Origin of the sequence: Microbulbifer hydrolyticus (assembly GCF_009931115.1) — a bacterium.
GTDB lineage: Bacteria > Pseudomonadota > Gammaproteobacteria > Pseudomonadales > Cellvibrionaceae > Microbulbifer > Microbulbifer hydrolyticus.
The window spans coordinates 1,920,356-1,943,902 of sequence record NZ_CP047491.1; the positions used below are offsets into that span (position 1 = coordinate 1,920,356).

The 23,547-nt window shown below is 57.9% G+C and carries 20 protein-coding genes; 13 read left to right on the forward strand and 7 right to left on the reverse strand.

Features of this window, described 5'->3' with window-relative positions; translation table 11 throughout:
- The first annotated feature begins 99 nt into the window (after positions 1-99).
- Positions 100-1,146 (forward strand): quinone-dependent dihydroorotate dehydrogenase, encoded by a 1,047-nt coding sequence (locus GTQ55_RS08100; RefSeq protein ID WP_161858274.1) that lies wholly within the window; start codon positions 100-102, stop codon positions 1,144-1,146.
- A gap of 171 nt (positions 1,147-1,317) precedes the next feature.
- On the opposite strand, the gene rmf is transcribed toward GTQ55_RS08100, so the two are convergent.
- Positions 1,318-1,521, reverse strand: a complete 204-nt coding sequence (gene rmf / locus GTQ55_RS08105; RefSeq protein ID WP_161858275.1) for a ribosome modulation factor — start codon at positions 1,519-1,521, stop codon at positions 1,318-1,320.
- Positions 1,522-1,857: 336 nt separating this feature from the next.
- On the opposite strand from rmf, the gene rlmKL reads away from it, so the two are divergent.
- Complete coding sequence (gene rlmKL, locus GTQ55_RS08110) at positions 1,858-4,050, forward strand: bifunctional 23S rRNA (guanine(2069)-N(7))-methyltransferase RlmK/23S rRNA (guanine(2445)-N(2))-methyltransferase RlmL (protein WP_161858276.1); 2,193 nt, start codon at positions 1,858-1,860, stop codon at positions 4,048-4,050.
- 40 nt (positions 4,051-4,090) lie between these two features.
- On the opposite strand, the gene GTQ55_RS08115 is transcribed toward rlmKL, so the two are convergent.
- Positions 4,091-6,508 carry a bifunctional serine/threonine-protein kinase/formylglycine-generating enzyme family protein gene (locus GTQ55_RS08115; protein WP_161858277.1) on the reverse strand — a complete coding sequence of 806 codons (2,418 nt, stop codon included), beginning with the start codon at positions 6,506-6,508 and terminating at the stop codon, positions 4,091-4,093.
- 16 nt (positions 6,509-6,524) lie between these two features.
- The gene (locus tag GTQ55_RS08120) at positions 6,525-7,478 is read right to left on the reverse strand and encodes a PP2C family protein-serine/threonine phosphatase (protein ID WP_161858278.1); all 954 of its coding nucleotides are present in this window, start codon (positions 7,476-7,478) and stop codon (positions 6,525-6,527) included.
- 288 nt (positions 7,479-7,766) lie between these two features.
- Here GTQ55_RS08120 and GTQ55_RS08125 point away from each other — a divergent pair, with 288 nt between their 5' ends.
- Positions 7,767-8,639, forward strand: coding sequence for an FHA domain-containing protein (locus GTQ55_RS08125; RefSeq protein ID WP_161858279.1), 873 nt, complete (start codon positions 7,767-7,769; stop codon positions 8,637-8,639).
- Positions 8,640-8,642: 3 nt separating this feature from the next.
- Positions 8,643-8,897 carry a glutaredoxin family protein gene (locus GTQ55_RS08130; protein ID WP_161858280.1) on the forward strand — a complete coding sequence of 85 codons (255 nt, stop codon included), beginning with the start codon at positions 8,643-8,645 and terminating at the stop codon, positions 8,895-8,897.
- 19 nt (positions 8,898-8,916) lie between these two features.
- Here the strand turns inward: GTQ55_RS08130 and GTQ55_RS08135 are convergent, their stop codons facing one another.
- Entirely contained in the window at positions 8,917-10,986 is a 2,070-nt protein-coding gene (locus tag GTQ55_RS08135; RefSeq protein WP_161858281.1) for a transglycosylase SLT domain-containing protein, read from the reverse strand.
- Between the two features lie 183 nt (positions 10,987-11,169).
- Here GTQ55_RS08135 and GTQ55_RS08140 point away from each other — a divergent pair, with 183 nt between their 5' ends.
- A complete protein-coding gene (locus GTQ55_RS08140) occupies positions 11,170-13,053 on the forward strand; it encodes an ATP-binding cassette domain-containing protein (protein WP_161858282.1) in 1,884 nt (627 codons plus the stop codon).
- A gap of 81 nt (positions 13,054-13,134) precedes the next feature.
- Here the strand turns inward: GTQ55_RS08140 and GTQ55_RS08145 are convergent, their stop codons facing one another.
- Positions 13,135-13,578: a universal stress protein gene (locus tag GTQ55_RS08145; protein ID WP_161858283.1), complete on the reverse strand. Its 444-nt coding sequence runs from the start codon at positions 13,576-13,578 to the stop codon at positions 13,135-13,137.
- 218 nt (positions 13,579-13,796) lie between these two features.
- Between GTQ55_RS08145 and GTQ55_RS08150 the strand changes: the two genes are divergently transcribed.
- The 4 genes from GTQ55_RS08150 to GTQ55_RS08165 all read left to right on the forward strand — a co-directional run bounded on the left by GTQ55_RS08150 (position 13,797) and on the right by GTQ55_RS08165 (position 18,310).
- The gene (locus GTQ55_RS08150) at positions 13,797-14,339 is read left to right on the forward strand and encodes a hypothetical protein (protein ID WP_161858284.1); all 543 of its coding nucleotides are present in this window, start codon (positions 13,797-13,799) and stop codon (positions 14,337-14,339) included.
- A 273-nt stretch (positions 14,340-14,612) separates the two neighbouring features.
- Complete coding sequence (gene topA / locus GTQ55_RS08155; protein ID WP_161858285.1) at positions 14,613-17,348, forward strand: type I DNA topoisomerase; 2,736 nt, start codon at positions 14,613-14,615, stop codon at positions 17,346-17,348.
- An 8-nt stretch (positions 17,349-17,356) separates the two neighbouring features.
- Entirely contained in the window at positions 17,357-17,902 is a 546-nt protein-coding gene (locus tag GTQ55_RS08160) for a DUF6586 family protein (protein ID WP_161858286.1), read from the forward strand.
- Positions 17,903-18,055: 153 nt separating this feature from the next.
- The gene (locus tag GTQ55_RS08165) at positions 18,056-18,310 is read left to right on the forward strand and encodes a hypothetical protein (RefSeq protein ID WP_161858287.1); all 255 of its coding nucleotides are present in this window, start codon (positions 18,056-18,058) and stop codon (positions 18,308-18,310) included.
- Positions 18,311-18,446: 136 nt separating this feature from the next.
- On the opposite strand, the gene lexA is transcribed toward GTQ55_RS08165, so the two are convergent.
- Complete coding sequence (lexA, locus tag GTQ55_RS08170; RefSeq protein ID WP_161858288.1) at positions 18,447-19,055, reverse strand: transcriptional repressor LexA; 609 nt, start codon at positions 19,053-19,055, stop codon at positions 18,447-18,449.
- A gap of 217 nt (positions 19,056-19,272) precedes the next feature.
- On the opposite strand from lexA, the gene GTQ55_RS08175 reads away from it, so the two are divergent.
- Positions 19,273-19,914, forward strand: coding sequence for an LOG family protein (locus tag GTQ55_RS08175; RefSeq protein WP_161858289.1), 642 nt, complete (start codon positions 19,273-19,275; stop codon positions 19,912-19,914).
- A gap of 56 nt (positions 19,915-19,970) precedes the next feature.
- Here GTQ55_RS08175 and GTQ55_RS08180 read toward each other — a convergent pair whose 3' ends face one another.
- Positions 19,971-20,303: a DUF6763 family protein gene (locus tag GTQ55_RS08180; protein ID WP_161858290.1), complete on the reverse strand. Its 333-nt coding sequence runs from the start codon at positions 20,301-20,303 to the stop codon at positions 19,971-19,973.
- A gap of 273 nt (positions 20,304-20,576) precedes the next feature.
- Between GTQ55_RS08180 and GTQ55_RS08185 the strand changes: the two genes are divergently transcribed.
- From GTQ55_RS08185 to GTQ55_RS08195, 3 genes are all read left to right on the forward strand, one after another.
- The gene (locus GTQ55_RS08185; RefSeq protein WP_161858291.1) at positions 20,577-21,233 is read left to right on the forward strand and encodes a TetR/AcrR family transcriptional regulator; all 657 of its coding nucleotides are present in this window, start codon (positions 20,577-20,579) and stop codon (positions 21,231-21,233) included.
- Between the two features lie 89 nt (positions 21,234-21,322).
- Positions 21,323-22,336 (forward strand): beta-N-acetylhexosaminidase, encoded by a 1,014-nt coding sequence (gene nagZ, locus GTQ55_RS08190; protein ID WP_161858292.1) that lies wholly within the window; start codon positions 21,323-21,325, stop codon positions 22,334-22,336.
- Positions 22,337-22,425: 89 nt separating this feature from the next.
- Positions 22,426-23,544 carry a mechanosensitive ion channel family protein gene (locus GTQ55_RS08195; protein WP_183946544.1) on the forward strand — a complete coding sequence of 373 codons (1,119 nt, stop codon included), beginning with the start codon at positions 22,426-22,428 and terminating at the stop codon, positions 23,542-23,544.
- Positions 23,545-23,547: the final 3 nt, after the last annotated feature.

Sequence of the window (23,547 nt, forward strand, 5' to 3'; positions counted from 1 at the left end):
GCTGGCCCATCCACACCACCGGGGCCGCCGGATTTGTACAGTCGAAAGCCCGGGCCGCTGGCGTATTTCAGGCCGGGCGATGGATTCTAAGGGAAGCCCATGTATCAGCATTTGCGCAAAGCCCTGTTTGCGCTGGACCCGGAGCGGTCTCACCACCTTTCTATCGATGCCATCGGCGCCGCAGAGCGTCTTGGGCTCATGTCCCTTATTGCCAGTCAGATCCCGGATGATCCGGTCGAGCTGATGGGGCTGACCCTGCCAAATCCGGTGGGGCTGGCTGCTGGTCTCGACAAAAACGCCCAGGCGTTTAACGGACTGGGCGCTCTGGGCTTTGGTTTTGTGGAAGTTGGCACTGTAACCCCGCGGCCACAGCCGGGGAATCCGCATCCGCGCCTGTTCCGCCTTCCGGAGGCGGAAGCCATCATCAACCGCATGGGCTTTAACAACGAAGGTGTTGATTATCTGCTCGAGCGGGTAAAGCGCCGGCGTTACTCCGGGGTGCTTGGTATCAACGTGGGCAAGAACTTTGATACACCGGTAGAAAATGCGGCAGATGATTACTGCCTGTGCATGGAGAAAGTCTACGCGCATGCGGACTACATCACCGCGAACGTATCCTCCCCGAACACCAAGGGTCTGCGTGACCTGCAGTTCGGAGACAGCCTGAGCAAGCTGCTGGAAGCACTGAAAGAAAAACAGAATGCTCTGGCCGCAGAGCACGACCGCTATGTGCCCCTGGCAGTCAAGATTGCGCCCGATATGGATGAGGAAGCGATTCATCATGTGGCCAAGGCACTGCGCGATCATGAGATCGATGGGGTTATTGCCACCAATACCACCATCGATAAATCCTCGGTAGCGAAGCTGGAGCATGGAAATGAAGAAGGGGGGCTGAGTGGCCGCCCGCTGGCGGAACGCTCTACCGAAGTCATTCGTAAACTGTCCGACGCGTTAAACGGGGAAATCCCGATTATCGGGGTAGGGGGTATTTTTGACGGTGAGTCCGCGGCAGAAAAAATTCGAGCGGGCGCTACTGCAGTCCAGATTTATACTGGATTCATATACCGCGGTCCGGATGTTATTCGCGAAGCCGCTGCCGCAATTGCCGAGTTGCATAAGGGCAGGGTTGTTTCAGAAGGTTCGTAAGATAGTCGTTCCAGTATCTGGAATAGTTGGCCGAAAAAAATCCCGGGTCTTCCCGGGATTTTTGTCTCAACAAGCACGTGACAGTTGTTGGTTGAGAAAATGTTAGTTGAGAAAACGGTATCCACGCAGGGTGAGAGCCCTGCGTGGCAAACTGATAAATAGTCCGGGCGTTTACATATTGGCCATGCGCTGCGCCAGAGCCGCTCGCCCAAAGCCGCTCCAGTAATCCTGCCGCCCCTGGCGCCAGCCGTTTACCCATTCCTGATGCTGAGATCCAGCATCGTGGGGACAGCTGTCGTGGTTTCTGCCTTCAACGGCAGCAACGTAACCTTTGTGGAAAGCTCTATCGTTGGGATTACGTTTTTGGCGTTTCATAGATAGGGTACCTCGAACTTCTTCTCAAATCTGGAATGTGCTGATCGGGATCAACAATTTCCCCCCTGCGCAGAAACCAGCTTATTGTGGAAGCGGCCTGGCGAGAAGAGTTGCAGTAAACCAGATTCCGCGCCGCGTCGGAACGAATGGTTTTTTCTGAAAAAAGCACTGGTTAGGAAGAATCTATCTAGGCGGGCGGGTGTTGTTGTTTGCCCTGCGGGAACTGAAGAATGCTGTGCTGCTTTCCGGTATGCTTGCGCCACCAAATTCACCGCCTGGCCAGATTGCCCGGCATGACGTTGCCAGAATCGCTAATCAATCACAGAGGCTGAGCTTTTGACTGCCAAGTATTCATTTACCGCAACCTGCCCGAAAGGGCTGGAAAACGTGCTTGCAGAGGAGTTGCGCGCGCTGGGCGCCGCCGTGGAGCGTGAACAGCCCGCTGCAGTGCGCTTTTCTTCAGACCTGGCGATGGCGTACCGGACCTGCCTGTGGAGCCGGCTCGCCAACCGCGTTTTGCTCAATCTGGGGCACGAGCGGGTTGAAGATGCGGAAGGGCTTTACCGGGCGGTCGTCGAAATTCCGTGGGAGGAGCATATCAGCCCTACGGGCGTGCTCTGGGTGCAGTTTTCCGGCACCAACCGCGAGATCCGCAACAGTCAGTTCGGCGCGCAGAAGGCCAAGGACGCGATCGTCGATCGGCTGCGCAAGGTCACCGGGGCACGCCCGGACGTCGACAAGCGGGACCCCGACCTGTCGGTAATGCTCCGCTTGCACCGCGACAAACTGGAAATAGGCATCGACCTGTGTGGTGACAGTCTGCACCGCCGTGGGTATCGAACCCATATTGGAGCGGCACCTCTCAAGGAAAATCTGGCTGCGGCGCTCCTGGTGCGCGCCGGCTGGCCCGAAATCGCCGAGCAGGGTGGCGCTCTGCTGGACCCCATGTGCGGTTCCGGAACCTTCCTGGTGGAGGGCGCGTTGATGGCTGCGGATATAGCCCCGGGACTTATGCGCGACAGTTTCGGATTTGAGCGCTGGCTCAATCACCAGAACGACCTGTGGCTGCCACTCCGCGAAGAGGCATTACAACGCCGGGTGGAAGGTTTGCAAAAGCCTTTGCCAGAGATTCGCGGATACGATGCCGATGCGAAAGTATTGTTTGCTGCGGAGTCCAATATCGCCCGCGCCGGCCTGGACAAGCACGTGCGGGTCAGTTGCCGCCCGGTCGGTGCCTTCAAGGTGCCGAGTCACCGCCCGGTAAAGCCGGGGCTGGTGATTACCAATCCACCCTATGGCGAGCGCCTCGGGGAGCAGGAGGAGCTGCGGGAAACCTATGCGGAGCTGGGGCGCCAGCTGAAGCAGGAATTTGGCGGTTGGAAAGCGGCTATCTTTACCGGGAACCCGGAACTGTGCCACTCCACTGGCCTGCGCTCGCACAAGCAGTACAAGCTTTTCAACGGCAGTATCCCCAGTCAGTTGCTGTTGTTTGAAATTCACCAGCAGCGCGATTCGGAAGGAGGCAGCAGCGGCGAGCGTACCAAGCCGCGCCTTTCCGATGAAGCTCAGATGGTGGCAAACCGGCTGCAGAAAAACCTCCGCAATACGGGTAAATGGGCGAACAAAAACGGCGTCAGCTGCTACCGGCTGTACGATGCGGATTTACCTGAGTTCTCCGCCGCCATTGATGTCTACCGCTCAGTGGAGGATCAGACCTACGCGCATATTCAGGAATATCGGGCTCCAGCGACTATCCCCGAGGACAAGGCCCGGGCGCGACTGTCAGAGCTGGTGCGGGCCACACGCCATGTGCTGGACTTGCCTGGTCGCAATGTTTCTATCAAGGAGCGCCGCCGGCACTCCCACAAGGACAGCGGTAGTCAGTACCAGAAGCGTGGGGATGCCGCGCAGGCATTCTGGGTGGACGAATACGGCGCCCAGCTGGAAATCAACCTGTGGGATTATCTGGATACCGGCCTGTTCCTGGATCACCGGCCTGTTCGTCAGTACCTGAAACAGCTGTCGGCCGGTAAGAAACTGCTCAACCTGTTCTGTTACACCGCTACCGCAACCGTGCAGGCGGCGCTCGGCGGTTGCACGGAGAGCACCAGTGTGGACCTGTCGAAAACCTATCAGGCCTGGGCGCAGAGAAATTTCCGTCAGAACAATATGGATCCCTATCGCCACCAGCTGATCGAGGCGGATTGTATGCAGTGGCTGCAGGCTGCGCAGCAAAATCGTCGCGGTCACTACGATGTGATTTTTCTCGATCCGCCGACGTTTTCCAATTCGGCAAAAATGCGCGGTGTGCTGGATATCCAGCGGGATCACGGGGAATTGATTCGCCAGTGCATGGCGCTATTGAGTCCCGGTGGCACCTTGTTGTTTTCGAACAACCTGCGAAGTTTCAAGATGGATGAAGCCATACAGTCTGAATATGCGGTTGAAAACCTGTCATCCACGCTGCTGGACAAGGACTTTCAACGCAATCCCAAGATACACAATGTATGGGAAATCAAGGCGCATTAACCGGTAGTTACGGAGCGTTAAACACGCTCCGTCACTCGGTTCAGAGCTCCATGACCAGGCGGAAGCCCACCTCTCTGGAGGTGGCTTTTTCGCTGAGGCCAGTGCGGTAGTCGGAAGTGATATTGCGCAGGGGGTCGCGCATGGACCCGCCGCGTATTACGCGCAGTTCGCAGTTTTTCAGTTGCACCGGGCGCGTATCATTACGGTGATTGGTGAAGTCGCCGAGGAAGCAATCCTGCACCCACTCTCCCACATTGCCCGAGGTGTCAAAAAGGCCATAGGGGTTAGCCTTGTAATTTCCTACCGGCGCGCTGGAAATGCTAAACAGTGAATTGAATTCGCTGGCACAACCGCGACGGCAATTGGCCTTGCCCTTGGCGCTACCATCTTCCCACCAGAACGGCGTATCTGTGCCGGCACGGGCGGCAAACTCCCACTCTGCTTCACTGGCCAGGCGGTAGTTCAGCCCGGTCTCGTTACTCAGCCATTTGGCATAGCGCTGAGCATCCTGCCAGCTCACATTGATTACCGGCCTTGTGTCTCGCCCCCAGCCCTCATCCGAAGGCAGGGCGCGGCCACTGGCCTTGGCGTAGCGGTCGTAATCGTTGAAAGTGATTTCGTGAACGCCGATGGCGTAGGGACGACGGATGGCAATCTTGTGTTCCGGGCTGGTGAACGGCCGGCGATTATTGCCCATGGTAAATTCACCAGGCGCCACGACCACCATTTCCGGACCCTTGCCGCCGGATTTCAATGCGGACCGGAAGCTTTTGCCAGGGAAGAATTTACGCTCCAGTTCCACCGCAAGGTTTACATCCGCGGAACTGATTTCGATCCAGCGGCGCACAGTGCTGTAGCCGGCTTTACTGACTTCAATATCGTAACGCCCGGGCTCCAGGGCCATGCCCGGCGTGTAACGCGGCACGATATTCATGATACGGATGCGGGCGCCTTTTGGCTTCGCGGATACCATCAGGGCATAAGTGGGCGGCACATCCTCCACTGAGGGCTCTTCAGGCTCTGACACAGGTCGGCTGTCTTCCTGTGTCGCGCCTTTGGTATCAGCTTCTGGCTCTTCGGCGTCAGCATCTGCGGTGCTCTTCGCCGAAGTAGCTGTCTCTACCGGTGCTACCGGGCTCTGCTCGCTGCGAATAATCGGGCGTATCTGGTTGGTTTGATCGGTAATCAGCGGTGTGATCGGGCCGGGAATCTGCTCGGGAGGTGTGTTTCGCGCGGTCGAGGTGTCACTGACCGGTTCTGGCAGAAGTATCTGTGAGGTGATATCCACCGCGTCACTTACCAGGCCAGACTCGCTCTGCCACTGGAATTTGTTGCTGAACAGGCTGAACAACACCCAGACCAGCAACAGGCTCGCGGCGACGGTACCAGCAAACAGCCATGACCGGCGTTTGACCGGAGCAGCCTGCTGCATCACCTGCTGGATACGCATTATGGTTTGTTGTTCAGCGCGTGGATTCTGCTGGTGCAGCGGCTTGTCCCGCCAGCGTGCCCAGCTGGCCGTTAGCCGGTCACTAAGTGTGCCGTAAAGGGTCATCACCAGGGCACGCAGAAGGCTGGAAACGCGCACGGAGGTGTTATTCAGCTTGGTTGTCGGCGCCGGCGTCTTACCATCCAGTGCGGCGAGCAGCTGGTCGATGGCATCGACCACGTCCAGGCCGCGTTGAAAGCGTTGATCCGGGTCTTTTGCAAGAAAGCGATCAATCAGTCCCTGATACAGGGAGTGGCGTGCCGGCAGGCGGGGGATCGGGTCGGTGAGGTGTTTGATGGCGATTGCCACAGCCTCTTCCGCCTGGAAGGGCACCGCGCTGGTTAGCATCTCGTAAAACACCACCCCCAGGCTGTAGAGGTCTGCTCGGCCATCCACGGCGGCGCCGCGTGCCTGCTCCGGGCTCATGTAGTGCGGAGTACCCACCACCATGCCGGTGTTGGTCATGCGCGTGGTGCGTGCAACGGCGCGGGCAACACCAAAGTCCGTCAGTACCGCGGAGCCATCTTCCCGGAACAGGATATTTTCCGGTTTGAGATCCCGGTGTACATATCCCTTGTTGCTGGCGTGGTCCAGTGCCATCGCAATCTGGCGCGTGATGTGCAGCGCCTCCAGGGGTTCAAGTGCACCCTTGGTGAGAGCATCTGCCACCGAACCACCGGGCAGGTAGTCCATGGCAATGTAATTCAGGCTGCGATAGCGGCCGATATCGTGAATGGCGACGATATTGGGGTGGGAGAGCTGGCCGACGATATTCGCTTCGCGCTGGAAGCGCTCACTAAAGATCGGGTCCGCGTTCAGTACCGGTGACATTACTTTCAGCGCTACCTGGCGGCCCATACTGCGCTGAGTGGCGAGATAAACCGTCGACATCCCGCCCTGATTGATTTTCTTCAGGATCTGATAGCCGGGAATTTCCAGCGAAGCGGTACCGCTGCTGACAACTTCCATTCGAGCCTGTCCCTATTTATCCGTTCAGCAGCTGCCAGGCCGCGAAAGCACTTAGTGAAAAAATAATCGCAAGTGTAGCGATTCTTGCGATAAGTGTGCCCTGAACGGAAAAAAATTGGCGGGACTCAGGTTCCTGAGTTGGTGTGCGGGAGTTCCGGTTTTCAGAATCTGGCGAAGTGTCGTCGGGGGAGCTGATGACCTGGACGGTAATATTGTCCCGTCCTCCGGCATCGAGGGCGGCAGCAACCAGCAATTCACTGGCGCGCTGGTTATCGGGATTGCTTGCCAGAACCTGACAGATTTCAGCTTCGCTGACTTCATTACTGAGCCCGTCGCTGCACAGTAACAACCTTTGCCCGGCGTCCCATGAAAAAGAAGCGCGGTCAATTTCGAGGCTGGGGTTGGTAGATCCACCGATACATCGGGTGATCACATGACGATTCGGGTGGCTGGCGGCTTCTTCCTGATTGATTGCGCCAGAGTCCACGAGCATCTGTACGTAAGAGTGGTCAACTGTCAGCTGCTTGAGGGTGCCGGAGGGAAAGTGGGTGTCATCTTGTCCCGCTTGCGCTGGGGTCCACAGATAGGCGCGGCTGTCGCCAACCCAGTAGATGTGAAAGTAACCGCCGTCTTCGGCCACTACCACCGCGGTGGTGCCCATGGCGGTTGTGGTGTTTTCATCACCGATCAGGAGTGCATGTGCCCGCCGCAAGGCTTGCTCGTAATGGCGGTCGGTGGCGGAAGAGCGCTGGATTTCTTCGACGACGGTTTGGCTGGCAATCTCACCGGCCTGGTGGCCGCCAAGACCATCTGCGACAACCCAGATACCCCGGGTCTCATCGCCCCAGTATGCATCCTCATTCTGTTCGCGTCGGTACCCGGTATGGGTGGCGCCCGCGCTGCGCCTGGTTGTGCTGACGGCGGGCTGGCTCACACCACTCGGGCGTTCCCGTACTTTGGCTTCACTCACTGGTATGCAACTACCTGTTACCTGTCGTTATTGTCGAAAGCGCCAAACCGTGCAGATCCATGCGGGTTTCAACACTTCCATACTAGAGCCTGCGAGCATTGTAAGCTGCAAACCGAATCACAGGCCAATGAAATTGCCCGTGATAAACTTTCTGGCAATGTGCCGATAGTGACGGAGGGTTCCCTGAAGGGTGCTCCGGTCGGTGAAATTCTCGGGAGTTTGGCGCTGTGTGATCCAGGCTCTGGTTAAAAATTGTACACTTTTGCGTGCTTTTAAGGAAGCTGGACGATGCTGAAACTTTGTGACGTGAAAGATGCCACCCAGAGTGTGTGGTTGGTGGCTCCCAAGGTGACGATAGGGCGCGGTAATCAGTGTGACCTCACACTGGCGGACGCATCCATCGCGAAACTACATGCGGAAATCCTTGTGGATGGCGAGGAACTGGAGCTGCGCAACCTGGCAGGAAAAGGCCAGGTGGCGGTGAACGGCAAACCGGTTGAAGGCAGTTGCAAACTCCAGCGGAACGACCGCGTGCAATTGGGTGAACGCAATCTGGCGGTTGTGGACCCCAAAATTACCCGCCTGAAGGCGGCAGGTGCCAGCGCCAACGCCGCCTGGGCGCTGCGCGCCAATCACCCGGCGATTGTCGGGCGTGTGTTCCCGGTGCGGGAAACGAGCGTGGTAGGGCGTTCAGATGAGTGTGACCTGACATTTTCAATGTCCCATCTCTCGCGGCGTCATGCGCGGCTGGAGGTTCGTGAGGGGTTGCTGTTTGTGGTGGACCTGGGCTCGGCCAACGGTACTTACCTCAACAACCAGCGGGTGACTGAATGCCGGGTGCGGCGAGGGGATGAATTGCGGTTCGACAGCCTGAGTTTCAGCGTTGTGGGGCCGGCCGATGATATCGACAAAACCACCGTGCGCCAGGCAGTCACAATGCCGGATACGGTACGCCAGAGTGCCGCACTGGATCAGGCAATGCAGCGCAGCCGGGTAAAAGAGAGCGGCAAGGTGTCATACAGCTCGGATTCGGCGCCCTCGCAGAAATATGCCGGCGGCTCGACCACGGCCGGGGGCAGTGGATGGATTTGGGTCGCAGCGCTGGTGGCGGCTGCCGCCGTGGCAGGCTATTTCTGGGCCCAGGGGCAAGGGTTGGTGTAAAGCGTGTCCGAGCGTGCCCTGATTCTCTATACAACCCTTGGCTGCAGCTTGTGTGAGAAGGCGAAAGTCGAGATCTGGCCGCAACTGGAGAAATTCCAGTTGCGGCTTCAGTCGGTGGATATTGCCGAGGACGAACAGTTGAGTCGGCTGTTTGGCTGGAGCATCCCGGTGGTCGGACTGGGGGATACTGACGACGTTATCTGCTGGCCGTTTACCGCCTCTGAGCTGGAGCAGTGGCTCCAGACTCGCCTGAAATAACCATCCCCAATTCAGAAGTTCAGAGTTTTGCTTCCGCTTCATTTTTCCGCAGCAGCTGTGCCTTGTCGCCGCTGCGGTAGGCGTAGATAACCGAGTAAGAGAGAACGTTTTGCACGTATTTGCGTGTCTCGCTGTAGGGGATGGTTTCAATCCACACGTCGAAAGGCAGCTTTTTGTTGGTGTCCTTGAGCCAGTGGGAAACCCGTGTCGGTCCAGCGTTATACGCCGCAGCAGCGAGAAAACGGTTGTTGTCGAAACGATTCAGCAGTGAATTCAGGTAGTAGGCGCCGAGGCTGATATTGGTGCTCGGGTTCAGCAGATCCCAGCTGCGGCGGTACGGTACGCCAGCCTTGCGCGCTGTCGCCCGGGCGGTAGACGGGAGTAGCTGCATCAGGCCCATCGCGCCCGCGTGGGACTTGGCATCGTGGCTGAAATGGCTCTCCTGACGGGCTACCGCCAGTACCAGATAAGAATCCAGTGCGGTTTTCTTGCCCATGCGCCCGGCCACATCGCTCACGATATCGGAGAAGGCGAGCGGGAAGCGAAGCTCCAGATCGTCCAGGTAATCTGCGGCGAGGATCGATTGAATGGATTTGTGGTACCAGCCCCATGCGCTCGCCACCTTGCCGGCGGTCATCAGTTCTTCCGTGGACATCGCATCGGTAGCGTAATCCCATTCGCGACGGGCGTGGTAGAACTCGCCGATAGCCTGTAACTCTTCCGCCCGCTGCATGCCGGGAAGCGCCGCTACTTTATCGACCAGTTCCGGCGTGATGGGGGCTGGGCGGTCGACAAAGCTGTAGTCTTTGCCCAGTGTGTCGGAGGCAAGAAACCCGTAGTAGCTGCGTTCCGCCGCGGCTTTCTGGTAGAGCTTCTCCATCTGCGCGATCCGCGCCGGATCTTTCTTGCCACTGGCTGCCAGTTGCTCGCTGATGGCGCGCGCTCTCCAGTAGAGCCAGCGGTCAAGGCTCTGGTCATCCTGTGGCAACTGGTCGATCCAGAACTCCACCTGTGCCCAGTCCATTTCCCGCAGGGACTGACGAATCAGCCATTCCGAGGTGCGCAGGTCAAAAAAGCCCGGGTTTGACCGGATCAGTGTCTCGAGTCCCTGCTGGTCGTCCTGGCGGGCAAACTGCAGTGCCAGATACCGCAGGAATTCATCCCGCTCTTCATCGCTGAACAGATAGCTCGCACTGTAGCGCTGCCAGGCCTGGCTGGTTTTTTCCGCGTCCCGGGAAGCGAGGCGGCGTAGCCCGATAGTGACAATGTCGCGGTATTCAGGGTTTTTCTTGGTAAAGCGGTCGAAATCGAGGATCTGGTCCGGTTCGCGGTAGACCGAGCGCATCAGCTCCGCACGTCCGCGGCGCCCCTTATCCAGCGAGCGGGCGATGTAGCTCGCCAGGTCGAGGTTGCCGGAACGAACGGATAGCGCGTGGCGCTTCCAGGCCCGATCCTGAGTGAGACCACCGTCGCTCATCCAGCGACTGAAGGCCGGGTCGCATTCTTTTGGCTGCGAGGCGCCCACGGTCCACAGCTCTTCGATCAGCTTGTACGCTTCCTGTTTGTCGCCATGGCGGGACAGGGCATCGACGTAGTAGCAGCGCAGTTGGGTGCGCTGGATCTGTTCCGGGCGGTAGTACTTGAGGTAGGCGCGGAACCGCTCGCGGCTACCCAGTTCGCGCAACACCCGTATGCGCATCCAGTCGCCAATAGCCGTACCGTCATAGGCGTCAAGAAACGCGTCGATGTCCTCGTAGGGAAGGCGTGAGAGCTTCTTGCTGATCGCCCAGTAATCGATATAGGGCAGCAGCGGATAATCCTTCAACTCGCGCTTGAGTTGCTTTAGCCTGCGCTGATCATTTTGCGCAATCGCCAGCCGGGCTTCTTGCAGCTTTTCGCGCTGTGCTATGGCGGCCTTGGCCGCCTTGGTGTCTTTGCTTTCTGCTTTTCGCGGTAACGCGGTGGCGGGCGCCGGGGCGGTGCGGCCGGTCTTGGAGGCCTGTTGAGCCTGCACCGGGCCAGCACCGGCGAGGCCGGAAACAAACAGTGTTGCGCAGAGTAGGGCGAGTCCTTTGCTGCCAATCGACATACTGAAAACCCGATTGAGAAATCGCTTATTCGAAGGCCGGAGAATAAAGCGTAAAATGTCCTTTTTCACCTGGGTATCGCTAAAAATCATTGCGGCGTGTGCGTGGTGTTGGCCGCTTATGGCCAACTGGCGCACACAGCGTTGATTTATATCGATGCCTCAAAACCATTGTAGTGGTTATTTATGTTGCTTCAGTTGGATGGCGTTTGTTTACGCTATGGCGTTCAGGTACTGGCGGATCATGTAAACGCCAAGATAGAGCGCGGGGATCGAATCTGCCTGGTCGGGCGCAATGGCGAGGGCAAGTCCAGTTTGCTCAGCCTGATTGGTGGTAAGGGGGATCCGGATGAGGGCGAGATTATTCGCCAGAGTGGCATGGTGCTTTCGACCCTAGAGCAGGCCTTGCCGGAAGACTGCACCGATACGGTGTATCGCTATGTTGCCGGGGGGCTCGGCGATGTTGGCGTCTGGCTTTCGGAATACCGGGATCATCAGGCGCCGGAGCTGCAGGCGAAGATCGAAAGCGCGCACGGTTGGGAGCTACTGGCAAAAATTGACAGTGTGCTTGACCGGCTGGACCTGGACGAAAGCGCCAAGGTGATGGACCTTTCCGGCGGCTGGCAGCGCCGCGCCGCGCTGGCTCGCGCACTGGTCACAGAACCGGACCTGCTGATCCTGGATGAGCCTACCAATCACCTGGATATTGCGGCAGTGGAATGGCTCGAGGACTTTCTCGCCAGCTATCGCGGTGCTTTATTGTTCGTGAGCCACGACCGTGCGCTGGCGCAGCGCCTCGCTACCTCTGTGTGGGACCTGGATCGCGGAATCCTGCGGGTTTTCAACTGCCCGTTTAACCGGTACCAGCAGGAAAAAGAGAAGCTGTTGGAAGAGGAGGCCCGCAACGACGCCCTGTTCGATAAGAAGCTCGCGCAGGAAGAGACCTGGATTCGTCAGGGCATCAAGGCTCGCCGCACCCGCAATGAGGGGCGCGTGCGCGCGCTGCAGTCGCTCCGCAAAGAGCGCCAGGCCCGACGCGAGCGCCAGGGTGTGGCCAAGATGGCACTGGATGCCGGCGAGCGCTCGGGCAAGCTGGTAGCGGAACTGAAGGGGGTAACCTTTGGATTCGAGGGTGATGCCGCGCCATTGATTCGCGACCTGGACTTTACCCTGATGCGGGGTGACAAGGTTGGCCTGATTGGCCCCAACGGGGCGGGAAAAAGTACCCTGATCCGTTTGCTGCTTGGCGACCTGGAGCCGCAGAGTGGCCATATCCGCTTGGGAACCAAACAACAGGTAGCCTATTTTGATCAGCGCCGGGATACCCTGAACCCGGACCTGACCGTGGTCGATAATATCGCCGAGGGCCGTGAAAACATCGAGGTGGGGGGCAGTACCCGTCATGTGATGTCGTACCTGAGTGATTTTCTGTTTACCGGTATCAAGGCGCGCACAAAGGTGGGTGCCTTGAGTGGTGGTGAACGCAACCGCGCACTGCTGGCGAAACTTTTCAGCCAGCCGGCCAATGTTCTGGTGCTGGACGAACCCACTAACGACCTGGACGTTGAGACCCTGGAGTTACTCGAGCAGTTGTTGATGGAGTTCTCCGGAACGGTGCTTCTGGTCAGCCACGACCGTGCGTTTCTGGATAATGTGGTGGAAAGTTGCCTGGCGTTTGAAGGGAACGGCGTGGTACGGGAATACGTGGGTGGCTATCAGGACTTTGTGCGCCAGGGCGGCCGTTTTATCAGTGCCGAGGAGCAGCTCAAGGCCCGCAGGCCGGCCGACACCAAGGCCGTGGAGGAAACGTCCAGCGTTACACCGGAAGACAAGCCCAAACCGCAGAAGGCCAAAAAGCTCAGCTACAAACTGCAACGTGAACTGGATGCGCTGCCAGCAAAAATCGAGTCACTGGAAAATGACATCGCGGCTTTTGAAGAAGAAATGGCGGCCCCGGATTTTTACCAGCAGGACAGTGAGACCGTGCAGGCGCGGCTGCAGTCACTGGCGGAGTTACAGCAGGCACTGGAGGAAGCGTTCGAGCGCTGGGCTGAACTGGATAGCATGTGACTGCGTTGCCTACAGTGGGGCTTTCAGGGGTGCTTTCAGGCACCGCAAGGCGGTAAAACGGGGGCTCAAAGCCCCCGTTTTTTATTCACTCGGCGCATGTACCCTGACTGCGAGAACATCGCATCCAGCACCGTGCAGTACACCGTTTGCGGTAGAGCCCAGCAGCAGCGCGAGACCGTGCCGGCCGTGGCTGCCAATCACGATCAGATCACACCCGGACTCTTCCGCCAGGCGGTGAATTTCCGTCGCGGGCTGCCCCAGCACAACGTGTTGGCGGTCCGCCGGGATGTTCAGGTCGGCTGCGGCTTTGCGCAGTTGCTCCTTGGCCTGGTTCTGGAGTTGCTCCTGCACCTCGGAGAGATCCATTGGAACATCACCGCCATAGGCAAAGGTGAGTGGCTCGATGATATGCGCGAGACTCATCTTGGCGTTGCTGTACGCCGCGATTTGCGCTGCCCGCTCCAGTACCTGTGCGGATTCTTCAGAAAGGTCCAGTCCGACCAGTATGTTGTTGTAGCCTGACATTTGGCCCCCGCAATTTGGGTGAATTTTAATCGTTTCATTCGGGACTACCGGGTAATTGTCCAACCCCCCGTAGTGCTATTGAGTCTACTTTAAAAAAACAGACTTGACACAACCGCCGGCTTGCGGGGAAAAATGCGCGCCCTGAATACGGTTTCAGCGGAGGGTTTGGTGTTCCGCTGGCACCACAAGATCACAATTCGACACGGAAGATCCTGAACATGGCTAGCTGGTTGCCTATCGTCGCTATCATTTTTGCTGTTGTCCTCGTTGTGGGCCCGGTTATGTGGCTCAAACCGAGCAGCCGCGAGCGCAAACTGGCGGATCTGCGCCAGCGCGCGGCCATGTCCGGCCTCAAGGTGCAAATGCAGTCGCTGCCGGCATCCCAGGGCACGGGCAATGCGGCGGTCTACTTTTCCCAGTGGCGCAACCCCCGCCGCCTGCAGACGGGCTGGGGGCTGGAACTCCAGCGCATGTCCCACGAGATGAACTTTGATGACGTGTGGGACTGGCGCAACGGCCGCGAAGCACCGGAATCCGCAAAGCTGCCGTTGAAAGAGCTCCTGAGTATGTTGCCGGCGGATGCGACGGCGGTGTACGCGAATGATAGTGGGCTCGGCGTACAGTGGCGTGAGCGCAGCGGAGACAACGGATTGGCGGCGGTGCAGGAGGCGCTGGGTTCCATGCGCCCGGTAATAGAAGAAGCAATCCGTCAGGCAACGCGCCAGGAGGAGGGCACCGGGAACCGCGAACCGCGTGGTTAACGCTTCCCCGCGCAGAAGTGGTCTACTTTTTTAGCGGCCAATCCGGATTGGCTGTGCAAATCCGGCTCGATGTGACGCAGCCGGTTTGTAGCTGAACCAATGGTCAAACTGCCGGTCACAACCGGTTACTGAACGGACAATCTGGTCATCAATTTGTGACGCTTGCTTGACCGCACTGGGGGCCAAGCATATATATTCGCGCAGCGCACAGCTGAATCTGGCCGCTGCCGAACGTGCGAAAGCAGTAAATTTTCTATTAAAAATCAAAAGCTTATGGGTAAATCACTGGTCATCGTCGAGTCGCCGGCGAAGGCAAAAACAATCAACAAGTATCTCGGAAAGGACTTTGTCGTGAAGTCCAGTATCGGTCATATCCGGGATCTTCCCACCGGCGCTTCCAACAAGAAGCCGGTCGATGCCAAAGAGCGTGCCCGTCGCGCGGCGGAAACCCGCAAGCTTTCTCCGGAACAGAAAGAGATCTACAAGCGCAAGAAAAGCCGTGAACAGCTGATCAAGCGCATGGGAATTGACCCGGATCACAACTGGGAAGCCCACTACGAGATCCTGCCCGGCAAGGAAAAGGTGGTGGACGAGCTACGCAAGCTCGCTGCCAACGCCGACCACGTCTACCTCGCAACGGACTTGGACCGCGAAGGGGAAGCCATCGCATGGCACCTGCGGGAAGCCATTGGTGGTGACGAGTCGCGCTATCGTCGTGTGGTGTTCAATGAGATCACCAAGTCGGCGATCCAGGAGGCGTTTAAAGATCCAGGTCCGCTGGATATCGACCGGGTAAATGCTCAGCAGGCGCGCCGGTTCCTTGACCGCATTGTGGGATACATGGTGTCCCCGCTGTTGTGGGAAAAAGTCGCCCGTGGTCTTTCCGCTGGCCGGGTGCAGTCGGTTGCCGTGCGTCTTGTGGTGGAACGCGAGCGGGAAATTCGCGCGTTTATCCCCGAGGAATACTGGACGCTGTTTGCGGATACGCAGACCGCAAAAACCGATGCGCTGCGCCTGGAGGTCAAAAAGCAGTCCGGCGAGGCCTTCCGCCCGACCAACGAAGAGCAGGCGATGTCGGCCCTCAAGGCGTTGCAGGCCAGCGATTTTGAGGTCACTGCCCGGGACGACAAGCCTACGAGCTCAAAGCCCAGTGCGCCTTTTATTACTTCGACACTGCAACAAGCGGCGAGCAATCGCCTTGGTTTCAGCGTAAAGAAAACCATGATGATGGCCCAGCGTCTGTACGAAGCGGGTTACATCACCTACATGCGTACCGACTCCACCAATCTCAGTGCCGAGGCGGTGTCTTCCGTACGCGACTTTATCGTCGAAAATTACGGCGACAAGTACCTGCCGGAAAACCCCAACCGCTACAGCAGTAAAGAGGGCGCGCAAGAAGCGCACGAGGCGATCCGCCCCTCCGACGTGCGGGTGAAGCCGAATATGCTGTCCGGCATGGAGCGGGACGCCGAGCGCCTGTACACCTTGATCTGGCAACAGTTTGTGGCCTGCCAGATGACGCCTGCTCAGTTCACTTCCACCTCGGTAGTGGTTACTGCGGGTGACTTTGAATTGCGTACCCGTGGTCGCGTTATTCGCTTCGATGGTTTCCTGAAAGTCGCGCCCGCCCAGAGCAAGAAAGACGAAGATCTGGTACTGCCTGATATCAAGGTCGGCGAAAAGCTCAACCTGAAGAAACTCGATCCGAAGCAGCACTTTACCAAGCCGCCGGCGCGCTTCAGCGAAGCTGCACTGGTTAAAGAGCTGGAAAAGCGCGGTATCGGTCGCCCGTCCACCTATGCGTCGATTATTTCCACCATTCAGGACCGCGGCTATGTACGGCTGGAAAACCGCCGTTTCTACGCGGAAAAAATGGGCGACATCGTCACCGATCGCCTGAGCGAGAGCTTCACCGACCTGATGGATTATGGTTTTACCGCCAGCCTGGAGGAATCCCTGGATTCCGTTGCCGAAGGCAATCGCGGCTGGAAAGACCTGCTCAACGATTTCTATTCCGACTTCAGCGCGCGCCTCGAAGCCGCGCAGGACAAGGAACACGGCATGCGCCGCAACGCACCGACCGATACCGATATCGAGTGCAGCCAGTGCGGTCGCCATATGCAGATTCGCACCGGTTCTACCGGGGTTTTCCTTGGCTGTTCCGGCTATGCACTGCCGCCCAAAGAGCGTTGCACCAACACCATGAACCTGGTGTCCGGTGAGGAAGCGGTTGACGCGGACAAGGACGAGGATGCGGAAACCCGGCAGCTGCGCGAAAAACGCCGTTGCGGCAAATGCGGTACCGCCATGGACAGCTACCTGGTGGACGAGCATCGCAAATTGCATATTTGCGGTAATAACCCGGATTGCCCCGGGTTTGAGGTGGAGAAGGGCACATTCAAGATCAAGGGTTATGACGGCCCGGTGATCGAGTGCGACAAATGCGGTGCGGACATGCAGTTGAAATCGGGCCGTTTCGGCAAGTATTTCGGTTGCACCAGCGAGACCTGTAAAAATACCCGCAAACTGTTGAAAAGTGGCCAGCCGGCACCGCCGAAAATGGACCCGGTTCCGATGCCCGAGCTTCCGTGCGAGAAGGTGGAAGATACCTACATTCTTCGCGATGGCGCCTCAGGACTGTTCCTCGCAGCGAGCCAGTTCCCGAAAAACCGGGAGACCCGTGCGCCGTTGATCAAGGAACTGTTGCCGCACAAAGACGAGATTGATCCGAAGTACAGCTTCCTGTTCTCGGCGCCTGTGGAAGACAATGAAGGCCGCGACACCGTGGTGCGCTTCAGCCGCAAGACCCAGGAACAGTACGTGCAGTCTGAGGAAGAGGGCAAGGCAACCGGTTGGAAAGCGTTCTATCGCGACGGCAAGTGGCAGGTAGAAGAGCCGGCGAAGAAGAAACCGGCAGTCAAGAAAAAAGCTGCTGCGAAGAAAAAAGCACCGGCGAAAAAGAAGGCCGCCGCGAAAAAGGCGCCCTCTAAAAAAGCGCCCGCCAAGTAGGTAGACCGGTGAGCAATCCATATACCTGCGCAGTGGCGTCGGCGCTGCGAAAAGCCCAGCTGATTCTGCACTCTCTGGCCTCGCCAGAGGGGGCAGGCAGTCAGCAGGCCCTGTACGAGAGCGCCCAGCACGAAGCAGCGCTGCTCCAGCTGTGGCGTGCCTATAAGGCGTTTCTCGCGGAGCAGGGGCAACAGCTGCAGTTGGGGTTTGGTCCGGGCGGCGAGCCGGAAACCGCACACGCGCTGGCGCAGCTGGTCTCCGCCAGAGGCAAATTCAGTGCTGAGGTGAACGAGCTGGTGAGCCTCGCCGAAAACCCGGATAGTTGGTTTCAGTCGATGGCGGCAGCCTGGCAGGCCCTGTGGCAACCGGCCACGGGTACCGCTCAGCAGCCCGCCGCTTCCGCGGTCGACGCGGCGGGGGGGCAAAGCCTCATCCCTCTACAGCAGCTCGATCGGCGCGCGCCAGAACCGCTTGGCCATGAAGCGCTGGAAAAGTGGCTTCGCGCTCTCAATGAGCTGGTGCAGCGTCAGCGTGCGCATGGTGAGGAGTGGTGAAGGTTGGCCGCTTCGGCCGGTGCGAACTCTGGGGCCCTATGGCGTCCATGGTCAGGGGCCGTGTCCGCTGATTAATCACTTCTCCCTGTGTTACACTGCCCCAAATTGTGCGGTGCCTGGCACGCGGTTCCTGGGAAGTTTGTGGAGAAATGAATGTCTTCTGAGACCTACGAAATCATCGAGTTGTCCAATGGTGATGTGGCGTTGCGACGCGCAGGTCACAAGGACGATCCGTTGGTGCGTATCCATTTTTCTGCCGAGAGTCTCGAGTTCCTGCGTGAGCACAAGGTGACCATAGCGCGCGCCATGCTGGAAGCGGGCATTGAGGCGGTACAGGAGATCAACGACCTGGAGCCGGAACCCTTTGAGGAGGAAGAAGTGGATATTACCGAGCACACGATCCACTAAACCCCGGCACCTGCTGAGTCGCAAGCGGCCGGCAGATCTCCATATTGGATGCATAAAAAAACAGGGCCCTGAGCCCTGTTTTTTTATGTCTTAAGCAATCGCAATAGCCATCTGACGATCGACTGCCCGTTTTTGTTTACACCGGGTTCTGGCGGATCACGCCAACCGCGAGGCCCTCGATTGCGAAGCTTCTGTCGCGCATATCCACTTCAATCACGTCAAACTCTTCATTCTCCGGCATCAGCTGTATGGTCGCCTGATTGCCCCGGCGTTTGAAGCGCTTGACCGTCACTTCATCTTCAATGCGTGCCACCACGATCTGCCCGTTGCGGATGTTATCGGTGCGTTGAACCGCGAGCAGGTCGCCATCGAGTATGCCGGCATCTTTCATGCTCATACCGTGAACCCGAAGCAGGTAGTCGGCGGGTGGGTGAAAAAACTCAGCGGGGATCTCACAGTATTCCTCGATGTTTTCTTCCGCCAGTATCGGGTTGCCGGCGGCCACGCGACCGACGATCGGAAGCCCGCTCTGGTAGTCCGGTATCCGGATGCCGCGTGACGCACCGGCGACCATTTCGATCGCACCTTTGCGCGCCAGCGCTTTCAAATGTTCTTCCGCCGCGTTGGGTGAGCGGAAGCCGAGCTGCTTTGCAATTTCCGCTCGGGTGGGCGGGTATCCGGTGTCGTCCAGGTAAGTTTTGATCAACTCGAGTACCTGGGCCTGGCGCGCAGTAAGGTTTGTCATGGGCTCGTTCCTGTTATGTCAGTGTTCCCGTATACCCGTATTCCCTGAGTCTGTGTTTTTATACAGGTGCTGTGATTATATACAGATTTGGCGGGTGCGCAATCTTAAGGGGCACGAGCCGATTACTGCTAGACTTGGGGAGACTTGTGGAATTTTATGTCTGCGGCGAAAGAGTGGCGGTCAGAACAAGCCGCGAATAGCGATAAGGAGAAGGCATATGCTGGATGCAAAAATGCCGGAAGCGTGGCGCGTGCTGCGTATTCAATCTGAGCTCGTAGATGGAATAGAGCGCCTGATTACCCTGAAGGGTGCGGTTACCGTTTTCGGAAGTGCGAGATTTCCCGAAGAAGCTGCTGAGTACCAGCAAGCGGTGCGCCTCGGCGAGCTCTTGGCGAGCGAGGGTGTGCCAGTCATGACCGGCGGCGGGCCGGGAATTATGGAAGCGAGCAATCGCGGTGCGTTTACCCAGTGTGGCGCATCGATCGGGCTGAATATAGAGCTGCCGTTCGAGCAAGTGCCCAACGCCTACCTGGATATCAATCTGAACTTCCGTTACTTTTTTGTACGCAAATTCATGTTCGTCAAACACGCCGTCGGGTTCATTGCCATGCCCGGCGGATACGGCACCATGGACGAACTGTTTGAAGCCTTGACTCTGGTACAGACCCAGAAAGTACGACACTTTCCGATTGTACTGGTGGGCAAGCGTTACTGGGCGGGGCTGGTAGACTGGATGGTAAACACCGTGCTTGAGCGAGGCTGTATCGATGCGGGCGATCTCGACCTGTTCACCCTGGTGGATACCGTAGAAGAGGCGGCGGAGATCATTATCGAACACATTCGAAATGGCGACGCCTGATCCGGTATCCGCTAGATTGCCGCTCACGTTCGGTATGAGCGTTTCATTGGTTCCCGTTAAAAACCTTCGTCGGTGCCGGGAAAAGACTCTCCTTCAAGCCTGTCGATCGCGCTTTGCGCCGGGGACAAAATGGGGCTCCGATAACCCCCATCTTCAGCGTCCTGCATTTCTTCTGCCAGTGTGCCGTAACCGGCGTTCGCATCTTCCGGTTCCGCGGCGCCAATGACCGGCATCCGCGGCCAGCTCTGGAAGTCGATCTCACCCAGTGTCCCGTCGAGATACTGAATCTCGATGGTGCGGCCGGGGTGGTCTACTGCGACCACCTCAAACAGGTCTCCGCTGTCAAAGTTTTCAAACCAGCTGCCAATCTCAGGAGCAATTCTTGCCATGATGCAGCCCTCCCGGGTTAATGAATTATGGCGCGCGTACGAGCCCTTGTTTTCAATCTAGTGTGCGATGCGGTGGCTTGGTAACTGACAGGTCGCGAAAGTCGCGCGGATTCGCTTTTGGTGTTGTTGCTGTGAAGGTGATCGGATTGTCAGAAGGCGTCTTGCGCGCGAAGCGAGGGGAATGTTCCAGCTATTGCGAGAGGGGGCGACTATGCTAGTCTCAGCACTTAAACAAACGTTTTAATTGTTGGTTTGAATTACTGTGAGCAGGGTATGAGTCAGCTGGATACCGTCAACCGTATACTGGATGCCGCCGAGGTGCTTTTTGCCGAGCGGGGGTTTACCGAGACTTCTCTGCGAACCATTACCAGTACAGCAGGCGTCAACCTGGCGGCAGTGAACTACCATTTCGGTTCGAAAAAGGAGCTGATACAGGCAGTATTCGAGCGCTTTCTAACGCCTTTTACGGAGAGTCTGGATCAGGAGCTGAGTCGTCGCCAGGCCCAGCTCGCAGAGTCTCCCGGGGAGCAATTGCAGGTGGATGACCTGTTGCAGAGCCTGTATCGCGTAGCGCTGGCCGGCCTGGCAAAAGAAGGCCGGGACCCAAAGCGTTTCATGGGGCTGTTGGGACTGGCTTATACCCAGTCACAAGGCCACTTGCGACGGTTTATTGTCTCTCGCTACGGTGCCAGTTACCGGCGCTTTGCCGGTGAGCTCGCCAATGCGCTGCCCCAGGTGGATCCTGTCACTTTCTATTGGCGCCTGTATTTCATGCTGGGTGCCACCATCTTTTCCCTGTCGAGCTTTGATGCGATCGAAGCTATCCTGAGGGAAGATTTCGGTGCCGAGAGTAGCCTGGAAGAGACCCTGGCCCGGCTGGCGCCAGCGGCCGCGGCGATGCTGACGGCTCCAGAGTCAAAGGACCCATAAACTCGGGGATGGCTGGGTGCGACGTCGAGCCTCCCATTTAGATGTTATTCCCTGTTGAACACCATTCACTGATAGCGGGAGCAGGAACCATGTCTGTGCAGATTGGTCCGGTAATGATTGATGTGGAGAGCACCGAGCTCACCGAGGAAGACCGCGAGCTACTGCGCCACCCGCAGGTAGGCGGGCTCATTTTCTTCGCGCGTAACTTCCGCGATCGCCCGCAACTCGAAGCGCTGGTCTCAGAAATCCGTGCCGTACGGCCCGAAATTCTGCTTGCCGTGGATCAGGAAGGGGGGCGTGTGCAGCGCTTCAAGGATTCCTTCACCCGTATCCCCTCCATGCAGGCGCTGAGCGCCCGGGCCGATTCGCAGCAGCTCAAAGATGTCGGGTGGCTGTTGGCCGCTGAGCTTCTGGCGGTGGGTGTGGACTTCAGTTTCGCCCCGGTACTGGATGCGGACGATGATTTCTGTCGTATCGTTGGTGATCGCAGTTTTGCCTGTGATCCGCTGAAGCTTGCGGCGAAAGCGCGGCCGTTTATGGCGGGTATGCACGAGGCCGGAATGGCCACCACTGGCAAGCATTTTCCCGGGCATGGGCAGGTGCTGGAAGACAGTCACGAAGAATTGCCAGTAGACCAACGCGAACTGGAAGATGTGCTCGCGTCAGACGGCAAGCCGTTTGAAGAATGCATCGCCGCAGGAGAGCTGGAGGCGGTCATGCCAGCCCATATACGATTCGCGAAGGTAGATGAAAACCCGGTCGGTTTTTCCCGCTTCTGGCTGCAGGAAATCCTGCGCAAGCGCCTGGGGTTTGATGGGGTGATATTCAGTGATGACCTCACCATGGAGGGCGCCGGTGCCGCGGGCGGCTATGCGGCACGTATCCGCGCGGCCATGCAGGCCGGTTGTGATATGGGCGTTGTATGTAATAACCGCCAGGGCGCACTGGAAGTCCTGAAGGCACTTGAAGGTTACGTCCCGGACCCACACTCAAGCAAACGACTGGAGCGTATGCGGGGGCGGCCCGCGATCGATAGCTGGGCAGCGTTAGAGACCACGCCCCGTTGGCTGGAGACAAGGCGTTGGCTGGAATCCTGGATGTAAATACGCACAATGGGCGGCCTTGGTGAAAGAGCCGCTTGCGGCAGACTCGCAGATACCGAATAAACCTAAAGCAGCATATGGAGTGATTTGTGGAGCAGGCTAAAGCGTTTTTGCGCTCCCTGGTGGGGGAAGACCGTTTCTGGATTGCCGAAGTCTTTTTGATCGTACTGGCAACCGCTTTTGCGGCCTGGATGCTCGCGCTCTTTGTGGCGCGCCTGCAGGCGAGGGCGGAGCGCACCGTCAACCCGTGGGACGATGCGCTCTGTGGATCGATCAACCCCCCGGGGTCCATTTTGGTATGGCTGGTGGGCCTTTCCCTGGCAGCCTCCCGTGCGGGGAAAGCGACTGGCGCTGAGGTCTTTTCCTATGCGGTGACCGTTCGTGAGATCGGTTTTATTGTACTGATCACCTGGTTTGCGCTGCGCTTTGCAAAAGCAGTGGAGCGCAACCTGGCGGATCCCCGCTATATGGGCAAGCCGATGGATGCCACCACGGTGCGTGCCATCGGCAAGCTGATCAGAGCCTCAATAATCATTACTGCCGCCATGGTGATCATGCAGCACTTTGGTTATAGCATCAGCGGTGTACTGGCATTCGGCGGTATCGGCGGTCTGGCGATCGGCTTTGCGGCCAAGGATCTGTTGGCCAATTTCTTCGGTGGGTTGATGGTTTACCTGGATCGGCCGTTCAAGGTCGGGGATTGGGTGCGGTCTCCGGACAAGGAAATTGAGGGCACTGTAGAGGATATTGGCTGGCGCCTTACCCGTATCCGCACATTTGATAAGCGCCCCCTGTACATACCCAATGGGATTTTCACCCAGATCTCGGTTGAAAACCCCTCGCGGATGCTGAATCGCCGCATCTATGAAACCATCGGTATCCGTTATGAAGACGCACCGCTGATGGAACCCATCGTAAAAGACGTAAAGGCGATGCTGCAGCAGCACCCGGAAATCGACACCAACCAGACGCTGATTGTGAACTTCAACTCCTTCGCACCGTCATCGCTGGATTTCTTTATCTACACCTTCACCAAAACCACGGAATGGGTGCGTTACCACGAGATCAAACAGGATGTGTTGCTGAAGATTCTCAAGATCATTGAGCAGCACGGTGCTTCCTGTGCCTTCCCCACCTCTACGCTGCATATCGCGGATCTGCCAGAGCTGGCAATTGCCAGTGGCCGCGAAAGGTCAATTGGTGCTTGAATG